The following is a 13371-nucleotide window of genomic DNA, read 5'->3' as shown; positions in this document are numbered from 1 at the left end:
CCAAGGAACGTTAACCGGCGACCTTTTCGCTGACCGGCTCGGCGGGCTCCGCCTCCGGCTTGGCACCACTCGTCGCGCCGCCACCGGGGGTGCCGATGCCGGCCATCGCGAACGCGCTGCCCGTGCCGCCACCGGCCGGGGACAGGTCGTAGCTGCTCTCGGCGTGCTCGGCGATGTCGATGCCCTCGACCTCCGCCTCACCCTTGACCCGGAAGCCGATCGTCTTCTCGATGACGAAGGCGAGCACCCAGGCGATGCCGAACGACCAGACGGTGACGATCAGGCCGGCGAGGGCCTGCCGCCCGAGCTGGGTCGCGCCGCCACCGTAGAAGAGGCCGTCCGAGGCGCCCACCACGTCGGTGATCGCGGCGTTGACCGAGTTGGTGGCGAAGAGGCCGAGCCAGAGCGAGCCGATCCAACCACCGACGAAGTGCACGCCGACCACGTCGAGCGAGTCGTCGTAGCCGAGCCGGTACTTGAGGCTGACGGCGAGCGCGCACACGGCACCGGCGACGATGCCGAGCAGGACGGACGCCCACGGCGCGATGAAGCCACAGGCCGGGGTGATGGCGACCAGGCCGGCGATGGCGCCGGACGAGGCGCCGACCATCGTCGGCTTACGGGTCTTGACCCACTCGACCGCGATCCAACCGAGCACCGCAGCCGCCGTGGCGAGCTGGGTGTTGATGAAGGCGAGGCCGGCGACCGAGTCGACGGTCAGCTCCGAACCGGCGTTGAACCCGAACCAGCCGAACCACAGCAGACCCGCACCGAGCGCGACCAACGGGATGTTGTGCGGCTTCATGCCCTCGCGCGGCCAACCGAGCCGCTTACCGAGGACCAGGGCCACGGCCAGGGCCGCCGCACCGGCGTTGATGTGCACCGCGGTGCCGCCAGCGAAGTCCAGTGCGTGGATGTCCGCGCCGATGATGCCGCCGCCCCACACCCAGTGGGCGACCGGGAAGTAGACCAGGGTGGCCCAGCCGAAGGCGAACAGCAGCCAGCCGGCGAACTTGGCCCGGTCGGCGATGGCACCGCTGATCAGCGCGACGGTGATCACCGCGAAGACCATCTGGAAAGCCATGAACACGTAGAGCGGGACCCCGATGCCGCTGGGGTTCTCCGCCGTGGCACCCCACAGGTCGGTCTCAGCGAGGAAGGTCTTGGTGCCGAGGTACGCGCCCGGGTCGCCCCAGAAGCCGTTCACGTCGGCCCCGAAGGCGACGCTGAAACCGTAGAACCACCACAGAATAGAGATGAGCCCGATAGCGGAGAAGCTCATCATCATCATGTTGAGTACGCCCTTGGCCCGGTTGAGGCCGCCGTAGAACAGCGCCAGTCCGGGGGTCATGAGCAGCACGAGCGCGGTCGAAACCAGCAGCCAAGTGGTATTGGCGCCGTCGATCGTCGGTGCTTCAGGCACGCTGGCCTCCTAAAGGTGAAGTCCTCCTTCGCGGCTTTCCGGGGCAGCGTCGCCCGTAGGCCGGTTGCGCGGAAGCTTCGCGGCCGGCTGTTTCACCCAGGGTCCCGGGAGGGTTTCCGTTTCGTGACAGGTTGTTTCGTACGTGTCACGAACTCCGCACAGTAGGCGGCATGGACAGTGGTGGATCGCCCAGGTGGCGGAGTTCGACAGCTGACCGGCCAGCGACATCGACCGATCCGTTCCACGGGACCCGCCGAACATCGACCGGCGACGCTCAGCGGAGGGCGTTCTCCAGGGCGTGCCGCTCGTAGTCGAGCAGCCGCAGATCGCGCATCGGTCGCCGCAGGTGACCCTTGTGCACGATCCGGACGAACGCTGGCTCACCGGCGGCGGCCATCCGACGGATCCCCTCGACGTGGTCCACGATCCGTTTGCGGATGGTCCGGATCAGCCGGTGCCGGTCCCGAGGGATCAGCCCGTACGCGTCGGCGAAGAGCCGGAGTCGGCGCGGCCGGTCCGGGTGCTTCCAGCCCAGCGTGATCGAGTCCCGGTCCGCGAAGATCGGCACCCAGGTCCAGGCCGCGTACGCCACGTCGTAGATCCGTGCTCCGGGCGAGGCGAGGTCGAAGTCGATCAGCCCGAGGGTGCCGTCCGGACGCCAGATCACGTTGTGCGGCGCGGCGTCGTGGTGGCAGATCACCTCGGTGTCCGGTGGCGGGGGCCCGAACGAACGCCAGACGGCCGTCTGCGGCGGGGTGAAGCCGTACTGCGCGTCGTGGAACATCCGCAGCATGGTGGCGACGGTGACCAGGGCCTCGTCGGTCACCCAGTGCGGGGCGAGCGGATATTCCCCGCACTCCCCCTCCAGGTACGACAGCACCTCACGGTTGCGCTCGTCCATCCCGAGCGCCCGGGGCGCGCCGGTGAACCCCACGTACTCCAGGTGGCGCAGCAGCGCGTGCACGGACGGGGTCCACGGCCCGGCGTTGCGCCGGACCGTGTCACCCACCCGGACAACGGTGCTCACGTTGCCGCCGTGCAGCGGGATCTCCTGCGAAGTCACGTACGGTCTCCCGAGGCGCTGCGAAGGATGGCCGGGGTCCCGCCAGCCCGCGTACGCGCGATCGTCAGTGGTCACCCGAGACTACGCGTCCCGTCCGGTGGCCTCGGTCCCCAGCAACGCGTCAACGAACTGCGCCGGGTCGAACGGGGCCAGGTCGTCCTTGCCTTCACCGAGGCCGACCAGTTTCACGGGGATGCCGAGCTTGCGCTGTACGGCGATCACGATGCCGCCCTTGGCGGTGCCGTCGAGCTTGGTCAGCACCACGCCGGTCACGTTGACCACCTCGGTGAAGACCCGGGCCTGTTCCAGGCCGTTCTGCCCGGTGGTGGCGTCCAGGATGAGCAGTGTCTCGTCGATCGGGCCCTGCTTCTCCACCACACGCTTGACCTTGCCCAGCTCGTCCATCAGGCCGACCTTGTTCTGCAGACGGCCGGCGGTGTCGATGAGCACGGTGTCCACGCCGGTGTCGATGCCGCGCTTGACGGCGTCGAAGGCGACGCTGGCCGGGTCGGCGGCCTCGGGCCCCCGGACGGTCTCGGCACCGACGCGCGAGCCCCAGGTCTCCAGTTGGTCGGCGGCGGCGGCCCGGAAGGTGTCCGCCGCCCCGAGCAGCACGCTGCGGCCGTCGGCCACCAGCACCCGGGCGATCTTGCCGCAGGTGGTGGTCTTGCCGGCGCCGTTGACGCCGACGACCAGGACCACCGCCGGCACGCCGTCCTTGGGGGCGGTCCGCAGCGAGCGGTCCAGGTTCGGGTCGAGCGCGTTGACCAGCTCGGCGGCGAGCAGCGCGCGCAGCTCACCGGCCGAGCGGGTGCCGAGCACCCGGGTGCGCTCACGGAGCCGGTCGACGATGTCGCGGGTGGCATCGACGCCGACGTCGGCGGTGATCAGGCTGTCCTCGATCTCCTCCCAGACGTCCTCGTCGAGGTGGTCACGGGCGAGCAGGCCGAGCAGGCCCTTGCCGAACACGTTCTGTGAGCGGGATAGCCGCGAACGGAGCCGGACCAGCCGCCCGGCCGTCGGCTCGGGGACTTCCACCTGTGGCTCGAGCACCGGTGGCGGCTCGACCAGGACACCGGTGGACAGATCGGACTCCGGTGCCTCGACCGGCGGGCCGGCGAGATCCTCCTCAGCTCTGGTGTCGACCTCGGTGCGCGGCAGCGGGGGCTCGGGCCGCCGCCGCAAACGCGGCACGACCAGCCCGACTGTGCCGGCGATCAGCACGCCGAGCAGGACCAGAGCGAGGACGAGATATTCGGCCATGCCGGAATCCTGTCAGATGCGGGCGGCGGCGTCCCAGCCACCGCACCCCGGGCGGTGCCTGGAGTCTCAACCACCGCACCCGGTCGGGGCCCGGAACCGGCGGTAGGCTCGGCCGCATGCCCGCCGCACACCTCCTCATCGGCCCACTCCTGCGGCGAGTGGTCGACACCCGGGCGACGATCTGGGTGGAGACGGCGGAGCCCGCCGTGGTCACCGTCCGTACCGCCAGCGGCGCCACCGGCACCGCGCCCACCTTCTCGGCGTACGACCACCACTACGCCCTCGTCGTGGTGGAGGGGCTCACTCCGGACAGCGAGACCAGCTACGAGGTGCTGGTCGACGACGAGATCGTCTGGCCGGTGCCGAGCAGCGGCTTCCCGCCGAGCGTGATCCGCACCCGGGCCGTCGACGATCGGGACCAGCCGGTCAAACTGATCTTCGGCTCGTGCCGGGAGACCACCCAGCACGCCACCACCCGCAAGCTGCCACCGGACGCGCTGGACGCGTACGCCCGGCGAACGATGGCCGATCCGGAGTCGAACCCGCTGCCCGACCTGCTGGTGCTGCTCGGTGACCAGGTCTACGCCGACGTCACCTCGCCCACGGTACGCCGGCTGCTGCGTCGGCGCCGGCGGCGGCCGAAGGGCGCGCCGGCCGACCAGGTGGTCAGCTTCGACGAGTACACCAAGCTCTACCTGGAGTCCTGGCGTGACCCGGAGATCCGCTGGCTGCTCTCCACCGTGCCGAGCGTGATGATCTTCGACGACCACGAGATCATCGACGACTGGAACACCTCGGCGGCGTGGCGCGCCGAGGTCCGCGAACAGCCGTGGTGGCCGGAGCGGATCGGCAGTGGGCTCGCCTCGTACTGGGTCTACCAGCACCTGGGCAATCTCTCCCCGGACGAGATCGCCGTCGACCCGGTCTTCGCCAAGGTCGCCACCGCCGAGGACGCCACCAGTGTGCTGCGCGAGTTCGGCCACCGGGTGGACCGGGAGTCCGACCTGGCGCACGACACCGAGCGCTGGCGCGCTGTGCAATATCAGTGGAGCTACGCACTGGACCTGGGCCGGACCCGGCTGGTCATGCTGGACAACCGGTGCAGCCGGGTGCTCGAGTCGGGCAGCCGGGCGATGCTGCCGCCCGGCGAATGGTCCTGGTTCCTCGACCAGGCGCACGGGGTCTACGACCACCTGGTGGTGGGCGCGTCACTGCCCTGGCTGTTGCCGCAGGGCATCCATCACATCGAGTCGTGGAACGAGAAACTGGCGGACTCGCGCCGGCCGTGGGTGGCGCGCGGGGCGGAGAAGCTGCGCCGCGCTCTGGACCTGGAGCACTGGGCCGCGTTCCGGCGTTCCTTCGACGCGCTCGCCGAGACGTTCGCCCGCATCGGCACCGGCACCCCGCGGCAGTCCGGCGCGCGGGTCGGAGCCGGTCCGGCGTACGCCTCGCCGGCGTCGATCAGCGTGCTCTCCGGTGACGTGCACCATTCGTACGTGGCGCGGGCCCGGTTCGCCGACCCCGAGGTGGTCACTCCGGTGCACCAGCTCACCTGCTCACCGATCCACAACCAGGTGCCGGCGGGTATCCGCCCGCTGATGCGGCTGGGCTGGTCGCCCGGTCCGGCCGGGGCCACCCGCGCGCTGGCCCGCTCGGCCGGCGTACGGCGGCCGGGGGTGCGTTGGCGCAAGCTGGCCGGCCCCTACTTCGGTAACGCGGTCGCCACCCTGACCCATCGGGGCCGCGGGGCCGACGTGGTCATCGAGGGCACCACCAAGGACGGGCACCTACGCCCGGTGATGCGACGCCGACTCTCTGACGGCAACGAGCCGTCCGCGCCGTAGTCTCTACGCCGTGGATGAGCACCTGCCGGAGCCGATCCGGGCGGTCGAGCACGAGTTGACCGCGCTGCTGCGTCGTGGCCGGGCGGTTTCCTGGGAGATCGCCCGGGAGGTGCACCCGAATCTTGAGCCGAACACGTACGGCCTGTTGCTCTGGTTGCGGCGCAGTGGGTCGATCCGGTTGACCGAGTTGGCGGCGCGGCTCGGCGTGGGCAAGGGGACGCTGAGCCGGCAGATCAACGCGCTGGAGGTCATCGGTCTGGTCCACCGCGACCCCGATCCGAGTGATCGGCGGGCCGCGCAGATCAGCCTCACCGAGGAGGGGCAGCGCCGGTTCGACGTCGCCCGGGCGGCCCGGCTGGGCGAGTTCCTCCGGGCCCTGGATGGCTGGCCGGAGCGGGACGTCGAGGAGTTCGCCCGGCTGCTCGGCCGCTTCAACGATTCCTGGCAGTAGCGCCCCCGGCGGGGAATAGCGCGGCGTCCGGACAAGTTGTTGCTTCAGGCAACTAAAACATACGGTTGCTTCAGGCAACTCTCAGGCGGCCCGTGCGCGACAGCCCGCCGCCGTTCCACCTCGACTCCGCTCGGAGGCAACAAACGATGAGCCAGGCGACAGTGCCCAGCCCGGCGACCGCCGTGACCATGACCCACCGGCAGATCCTGGAGGCGCTATCCGGTCTGCTACTGGGCCTGTTCGTCGCGATCCTCTCCTCCACGGTCATCTCGAACGCGCTGCCGCGGATCATCACCGAACTGCACGGCGGCCAGTCCGCGTACACCTGGGTGGTGACCTCGGCCCTGCTCGCGACGACCGCGACCACCCCCATCTGGGGCAAGCTGGCCGACCTGACCAGCAAGAAGACCCTGGTCCAGTTGGCCTTGGGGATCTACGTGCTGGGCTCGGTGCTGGCCGGCCTCGCCCAGGGCACCGGCGAGCTGATCGCCTGCCGGGTCCTGCAGGGTGTCGGTGCCGGCGGCCTCACCGCACTGGCTCAGGTGATCATGGCCACGATGATCGCGCCACGCGAACGGGGCCGCTACAGCGGCTACCTGGGCGCCGTGATGGCCGTCGGCACCATCGGCGGCCCGCTGATCGGCGGCGTGATCGTGGACACCTCCTGGCTCGGCTGGCGCTGGTGCTTCTACGTCGGCGTGCCGTTCGCCATCCTCGCCCTGATCGTGTTGCAGAAGACCCTGCACCTGCCGGTGGTCAAGCGGAAGGCCGAGATCGACTGGTGGGGCGCCACGCTGATCACCGCCGCCGTGTCGGTCTTGCTGATCTGGGTCTCCCTCGCCGGCGACCAGTTCGCCTGGGCCTCCTGGCAGACCGCCGTCATGGTTATCGGCGCCCTGGTCCTCGGCGCGCTGGCGATCCGGGTCGAGACCCGGGCCGCCGAGCCGATGATCCCGCCACGGCTGTTCCGCAACCGCACCATCACCCTCGCCGTCGTCGCCAGCATCGCGGTCGGTGTGGGCATGTTCGGCGCGTCGATCTTCCTCGGCCAGTACTTCCAGATCAGCCGTGGCGAGACCCCGACCATGTCCGGCCTCATGACCCTGCCGATGATCCTCGGCCTGCTGGTCGCCTCGACCGTGGGTGGGCGGATCATCACCAAGACCGGCCGTTGGAAGCGCTTCCTCGTGGCCGGCTCGGTGCTGCTCACCGTCGGCTTCGCGCTGATGGGCACGCTCCGCGCGGACACCAGCTTCACCCTGCTCAGCGTCTACATGGTGCTGATCGGCGTCGGCCTGGGGCTGACCATGCAGAACCTGGTCCTCGCCGTGCAGAACACGGTCGGCCCGCACGAGCTCGGCGCGGCCAGCTCGGTGGTCGCGTTCTTCCGCAGCCTGGGCGGCGCGATCGGCGTCTCCGCCCTCGGCGCGGTGCTCGCCCACAAGGTCAAGGACTACACCGCCGACGGGCTGGCTCAGCTCGGCATCCCCGCGTCCAGCTCCGGCAGCGGCGGAACACTGCCCGACGTACACACCCTGCCCGGCCCGCTGCGGGCCGTGGTGGAGAGCGCGTACGGCCACGGCGCCGGCGACATCTTCCTGGCCGCCGCGCCCTTCGCGCTGATCGCGCTGATCGCGGTGAGCTTCATCAAGGAGGTGCCGCTGCGCCGGCACAACGGCAACCCGGTTTCCGAGGAGGTCGAGCGGGAATCGACAGTCGCCGCCGGCGCCGGCGCAGCCGTGATCCGTACCGGCGAGCAGAGGTGAGGTAGAACCATGGGCGTGGGAGCACCGGACCGCGAGGAGTACGGCCCCCGAACCCGACCGCTGCCCTTCGAGCGCGGCACGGACGGGCCCCGGGTGATCATGGTGGGTGTGGACGGCACCCGCACCTCCGAGCGGGCCGGCTTCTACGCCGCCGGGATGGCCCGCCGGCAGGGCGCCGCCCTGGTGGTGGTCTTCGTCAGCTCGGCCAGCGGGCTCACCGCCCTGGTGCCCGGCATGGACGCCGGCGCGGTCCAGCGCACCCACGACGAGGTGGCCGACGAACTGCGCCGCGAGTGCCGGCGTGGGGCCGAGCAGTGGGGCATTCCGGTGACCCTGCTGGTCCGGCGCGGCGACGCGTACGGCGAGCTGTGCGCGGCGGCCGACGAGTTCCAGGCCGACATGCTGGTGGTGGGCGCGTCCGAGCAGGCCGGTCACCGGCTGGTCGGCTCGGTCGCGACCCGCCTGGTCCGCACCGGCCGGTGGCCCGTCGTCGTCGTGCCCTGAATAACCCGTCGCGACGTGTCAGGCGCACCGGGCAGGATGCGCGCCATGACGTGGACCGCACCGAAGATCACCCGGACCCCTGAACCGTACGTCGGCGACGAGCGCACCATGCTCGAAGGCTGGCTCGACTACCACCGGCAGACACTACTGCTCAAGTGCGCCGGCCTGACCGCCGAGCAGCTGAAGACGCCGAGCGTGCAGCCCTCCGGGCTCACCCTGCTGGGCCTCGTACGGCACCTGACGGAGGTGGAGCGCTGGTGGTTCCGCATCCGCGCCGCCGGCGAGCCGCTGGCCGACCTCTACAACACCGACGCGAGCCCCGACGGCGACCTGGACGACATCGCCGACGCGGACGCGGAAACCGACCTGGCCACGTTCACGTCGGAAGTCGCAGCCGTCCGCGCCGTCGCGGCCACACTGTCCCTGGACGACACCTTCCTGCGCCGCCGCCGCGACGGCAGCGCCGACGAGATGAACGTCCGCTGGGTGTACGTGCACATGATCGAGGAGTACGCCCGGCACAACGGCCACGCCGACCTGATCCGGGAACGCATCGACGGCGTCACCGGCGAGTGACGAGCGCTCAGTAGTCCAGGGCCGCCCGCAGGTACCGCAGGTCGGCGTGGCCGCCCCAGCGGTGCGCGGACAGCCCGGCGGACCGGGCGCCCCGCACGGCCCAGTCCTCGTCGTCGACGAAGAGGACCCGGGCCGGCGGGGTGGCCAGGGCCACGCAGGCAGCCTGGAAGTACTCCGGGGCGGGCTTGTGCACCCCGAGCGTCGACGAGTTGACCACCACGTCCACCTCGCCGACCAGCCCGAGGGCGGCCAGGTCGGCGTCGAGCAGGTCGGTGGCGTTGGTGGCCAGGCCGACCCGGATCCCGGCGGCGCGCACCTCGCGGACGAAGTCGAGCACCTCGGCGTCCACCTCGCCGCGGTAGCGCTGCCACTGCTCCACCGCCGCGCGGGCCCGGTCCGGGCCGCCGGCTGGCTCAGCGAGCGCGTCGGCCACGCTGTTCACCCACTCGGCGTGACTGACCTGGCCGGTGAGCACCGGCTGAAGCCGGCCCCACTGCATGGCGATCTCCAGGAGAACCCCGTCGGCGAGGCCGTACTCCCGCTCCACTCCGGCGGCGACCGCTGGGTCGAACCGGCGCAGTACGCCATCCAGATCCAGCAGGAGCGCCGTCGCGCGTTCCCGAGCCACTACCCGTTCTCCTCGCCGCGGCCGTGCCGCTGGTCGTCCTCGTCGGCCCGGTTGAGCCGTTGGCTGATCACCTGGGTGACCCCGCTGCGCATGGTCACGCCGTAGAGGGCGTCGGCGATCTCCATCGTCCGCTTCTGGTGCGTGATGACGATCAGCTGACTCTTCTCCCGCAACTGTGCCAGCAGCGTGATCAGCCGGCCCAGGTTGACGTCGTCCAGGGCCGCCTCCACCTCGTCCATGATGTAGAACGGGCTGGGCCGGGCTCGGAAGATCGCCACCAGCATGGCCACCGCGGTCAGTGACCGCTCGCCACCGGAGAGCAGCGACAGCCGCTTGATCTTCTTGCCCGGCGGGCGGGCCTCCACCTCGACGCCGGTGGTCAGCAGGTCCTCCGGTTCGGTGAGGATCAGCCGCCCCTCGCCGCCGGGGAAGAGCACCGTGAACACCTGCTCGAACTCGCGCGCGGTGTCCTCGAAGGCGCTGGCGAAGACCTCCAGGATCCGCTCGTCCACGTCCTTGACCACGGTGAGCAGGTCCCGACGGGTGGCCTTGAGGTCCTCCAACTGCTCGGAGAGGAACTTGTAGCGCTCCTCCAGCGCGGCGAACTCCTCCAGCGCGAGCGGGTTGACCTTGCCGAGCAGGGCCAGTTCGCGTTCCGCCTTCGCGGCCCGCTTCTCCTGCACCGGCCGCTCGTAGCGCACCGGCTCGGGCACCGGCAGACCGTCACGTTCGGCGGCCGCGACGTCGACCTGGGTCGGCGGGACGGGCTGGGCGGGGCCGTACTCGGCGACCAGCGTCTCCACGTCCAGTCCGAAGTCCTCGGCGGCCTTCGCCTCCAACTGCTCGATGCGCAGCCGTTGCTCGGCCCGGGCCACCTCGTCGCGGTGCACCTGGCTGGTCAGCCGCTCCAACTCCGCGCCGAGCCGCTTGGCCGCCCCGCGTACCTCCTGAAGCTCGGCCTCGCGCGCGGCGCGTTCCCGGGCGACCGCGTCGCGGTGCTCCTCGGCCGTCGCGATCGAGGTGGTCAGCCGGGTGAGCGCCTCGCGGGCGCCGCCGGCCACGGACCGGGCGATGCCCGCGCCCCGCGCGCGGGCGGCCCGCCGGGCCGCCGCGCGCTCCCGGGCCGCCCGCTCCGCGGTGGCCTGCCGGGCGAGCGAGTCGGCCCGACCGGCGATCGAGGAGACCCGCTCCTCGGCGGTACGCACGGCGAGCCGGACCTCCATCTCGTTCTGCCGGGCCTGCGGCACCATGGCCGCGAGTTGATCCCGTTCCTCGGTGGACGGCTCGGCGTCGACCGGGGTCTCCTCGGCCAGCTGCAGCCGCTCCTCCAACTCGGCGAGCGCGGCCAGGTCCCGCTGCCGGGCGGCCTCAGCGCGGGAGCGGGACTCGCCGAGCCGGTCGGTCTCCGCCTTCGCCGACCGGGCCGCCGCGCCCAGCTCGGCCAGCCGGCGGGCGGCGGCGTTGCGGTGGCTCTCCGCCTCACGCTTCTCGGCGGCGGCACGCTGCACGGCCTCCTTGGCGGCGGCCACCTCGGCGCGCGCCTCGACCAACTGTTCGCGCAGCTCCGCGCCCGCGCGTTCGGCGGTGAGCCGGTTGGCGCGGGCCTCCTCGACGGCGGCCTGCACCTCGATGTAGCTGGGGGCCTTGGCCGACCCGCCCGCCGCCGCGTACGCCCCGACCACATCACCGTCCGGGGTGACCGCGCGCAGCTCGGGGTTGCTGGCGACCAGCTCGGCCGCGGCGGCGAGATCGTCGACGAGTGCCACGTCCCGCAGGGCCCGGTGTACCGCCGGACGCAGTTCGTCGCCGCACTCCACCAGATCGGGGGCCCACCGGGCGTCGTCGGGCAGTTTCGGGCGCAACGCGTCGGCGGAGCCGGTCATGCCGGGCCCCGCCGGGCTGCCGACCAGCAGGCCGGCCCGGCCGGCGTCGGAGATCTTCAGCAGCCGCATCGCCTCGACGGCCTCGTCCACCCCGCTGACGGCGACCGCGTCGGCGAGGCCCCCGAGCGCGGCAGCCAGCGCGGCCTCGTGGCCCGGCGCGACGGTGAGCAGCCCGGCGAGGCTGCCGAGCAGGCCGGGCACGTCCCCGGCACGGGCGAGCAGCGCCCCGGCGCCGTCCTTGCGCCGCAGCCCCAGGGCGAGCGCCTCCTCGCGGGCCTTCCAGGTGGCGGCGTCCTTCTCCGCCGCCCGCTCGGCGTCGGCAAGCGATCGAACGCTGGCCTGCGCCCGCTCCTGCACGGCAACCGCCTCGGCGTGCCGGGCGTCCAGGTCGGCGTTGTCCCGGTCGGCCTCGGTCGACTGGGCGGCGACCGCGTCCAGGTCGGCCTGCGCCTGCTCGGCGCGGCCCAGCGCGTCCGCGTGCGCGATCGCGAGCCGTTCGATCTCCTCGCCGGCGCTGGTGGTCCGAGCCCGGGCGGAGTTCACCTGACCGGTGAGCCGGGCCATGCCCTCCCGCCGGTCGGCGATGGCCTTGGCCGCGGCGACCAGTTCCCGTTCGGCGGCGGCGAGCTGACGTTCCAGCTCCTGGCGGTGCTCGACCGCCTCGGCCAGCCGGATCTGGTCGTCGGTGAGTGCGCCGCGCAGCTCCTCCTCCTGCTCGCGGACGCGTTCCGCCTCCGCCTCCAGCTGGTCCGGGTCGCGGCCCGGCCGCTCGTCGTCGCCGGTGGCGCTGAGGTGCCGCAGCCGTTCCCGGGCCAACTGCTCGATCGAGCGGAAGCGTTCCTGCAGGGCGGAGAGCTTGTACCAGGTGTCCTGGGCGGCGGCGAGCAGCGGAGCGTCCTCGGCCAGCGCGGCCTCCAACTCCCCGAGCCGGCCCTGCACCTCGGCGTGCTCACCCTCGATCTGTTCGCGTCGCTCGCGCAGCGCGGTCTCGTCGGCGATCTCCCGGTCGAGGGTGGTCCGCAGGGTGGCCAGGTCGTCGGCGAGCAGCCGCAACCGGGCGTCGCGCAGGTTGGCCTGGATGGCGGCGGCACGACGGGCCACCTCCGCCTGCCGGCCCAGCGGCTTGAGCTGACGGCGCAGCTCGGCCGTGAGGTCGGTCAGGCGGTTGAGGTTGGTCTGCATCGCATCGAGCTTGCGCAGCGCCTTTTCCTTGCGCTTGCGGTGCTTGAGGACGCCGGCCGCCTCCTCGATGAAGGCCCGGCGGTCCTCCGGCTTGGCGTGCAGCATGCCGTCGAGCCGGCCCTGCCCCACGATGATGTGCATCTCCCGGCCGATGCCGGAGTCGGACAGCAGCTCCTGGATGTCGAGCAACCGACAGGAGTTGCCGTTGATCTCGTACTCACTCTCGCCGGAGCGGAACATCCGGCGGGTGATGGAGACCTCGGTGTACTCGATCGGCAGCGCGCCGTCGGTGTTGTCGATGGTGAGGGTGACCTCGGCGCGACCCAGCGGCGCCCGGCCGGCGGTGCCGGCGAAGATGACGTCCTCCATCTTGCCGCCACGAAGGGCCTTGGCGCCCTGCTCGCCGAGGACCCAGGCGATGGCGTCGACGACGTTGGACTTGCCGGAGCCGTTCGGGCCCACCACACAGGTGATCCCGGGCTCCAGCTTCAACGTCGTGGCGGAGGCGAAGGACTTGAACCCCTTCACCGTCAGGCTCTTGAGATACACCTACTCGATCCTCGTCCGGTGGCCGCCGTACCGTCGCCGGCTGTGGGGACCTGGGTGAACTCGCAGACTAACCCGGCGGTGGGAGCGGGCCGGCACGCGACCCGCCCCGCGTCGCGTCCAGCGAGCGCGCGGTGTTGGTCGGTCGGCCACCAGAAAGACAAGCGTCTTTCATGATCGGCTTATCCGTCGGCGCGCTTTTCGGAAACTGCGAGGCGCGCTTACCGCGCGGGACCCACGAC

At 71.7% G+C, this 13371-nt stretch carries 10 protein-coding genes; 5 read left to right on the top strand and 5 right to left on the bottom strand.

Features of this window, described 5'->3' with window-relative positions; translation table 11 throughout:
- Positions 1 to 10 precede the first annotated feature (10 nt).
- From ACIBF8_RS06865 to ftsY, 3 genes are all read right to left on the bottom strand, one after another.
- Complete coding sequence (locus tag ACIBF8_RS06865) at positions 11 to 1423, bottom strand: ammonium transporter (protein WP_396781406.1); 1413 nt, start codon at positions 1421 to 1423, stop codon at positions 11 to 13.
- A gap of 274 nt (positions 1424 to 1697) precedes the next feature.
- Positions 1698 to 2561, bottom strand: a complete 864-nt coding sequence (locus tag ACIBF8_RS06860; protein ID WP_396781404.1) for a phosphotransferase — start codon at positions 2559 to 2561, stop codon at positions 1698 to 1700.
- Between the two features lie 6 nt (positions 2562 to 2567).
- On the bottom strand, positions 2568 to 3749 hold the full coding sequence (gene ftsY, locus ACIBF8_RS06855) for a signal recognition particle-docking protein FtsY (RefSeq protein WP_396781403.1): 1182 nt from the start codon (positions 3747 to 3749) through the stop codon (positions 2568 to 2570).
- A gap of 116 nt (positions 3750 to 3865) precedes the next feature.
- Here ftsY and ACIBF8_RS06850 point away from each other — a divergent pair, with 116 nt between their 5' ends.
- From ACIBF8_RS06850 to ACIBF8_RS06830, 5 genes are all read left to right on the top strand, one after another.
- Positions 3866 to 5593, top strand: a complete 1728-nt coding sequence (locus tag ACIBF8_RS06850; protein WP_396781402.1) for an alkaline phosphatase D family protein — start codon at positions 3866 to 3868, stop codon at positions 5591 to 5593.
- A 10-nt stretch (positions 5594 to 5603) separates the two neighbouring features.
- Positions 5604 to 6044, top strand: a complete 441-nt coding sequence (locus ACIBF8_RS06845) for a MarR family winged helix-turn-helix transcriptional regulator (RefSeq protein ID WP_396781401.1) — start codon at positions 5604 to 5606, stop codon at positions 6042 to 6044.
- A 146-nt stretch (positions 6045 to 6190) separates the two neighbouring features.
- On the top strand, positions 6191 to 7810 hold the full coding sequence (locus ACIBF8_RS06840) for an MDR family MFS transporter (protein WP_396781400.1): 1620 nt from the start codon (positions 6191 to 6193) through the stop codon (positions 7808 to 7810).
- Between the two features lie 9 nt (positions 7811 to 7819).
- Positions 7820 to 8314: a universal stress protein gene (locus ACIBF8_RS06835; RefSeq protein WP_396781399.1), complete on the top strand. Its 495-nt coding sequence runs from the start codon at positions 7820 to 7822 to the stop codon at positions 8312 to 8314.
- Positions 8315 to 8359: 45 nt separating this feature from the next.
- Positions 8360 to 8890 carry a DinB family protein gene (locus ACIBF8_RS06830; RefSeq protein ID WP_396781398.1) on the top strand — a complete coding sequence of 177 codons (531 nt, stop codon included), beginning with the start codon at positions 8360 to 8362 and terminating at the stop codon, positions 8888 to 8890.
- Positions 8891 to 8897: 7 nt separating this feature from the next.
- On the opposite strand, the gene ACIBF8_RS06825 is transcribed toward ACIBF8_RS06830, so the two are convergent.
- Together ACIBF8_RS06825 and smc are read right to left on the bottom strand one after the other, a co-directional pair.
- Positions 8898 to 9518 (bottom strand): HAD family hydrolase, encoded by a 621-nt coding sequence (locus tag ACIBF8_RS06825; protein ID WP_396781397.1) that lies wholly within the window; start codon positions 9516 to 9518, stop codon positions 8898 to 8900.
- Entirely contained in the window at positions 9518 to 13132 is a 3615-nt protein-coding gene (gene smc, locus ACIBF8_RS06820) for a chromosome segregation protein SMC (RefSeq protein WP_396781396.1), read from the bottom strand. Before smc ends, ACIBF8_RS06825 begins: the two co-directional genes overlap by 1 nt.
- Between the last annotated feature and the right edge of the window lie 239 nt (positions 13133 to 13371).

This window comes from Micromonospora sp. NPDC050276, from assembly GCF_044459545.1.
Lineage (GTDB): Bacteria > Actinomycetota > Actinomycetes > Mycobacteriales > Micromonosporaceae > Micromonospora.
This window is presented reverse-complemented; position numbering and strand designations above follow the sequence as displayed.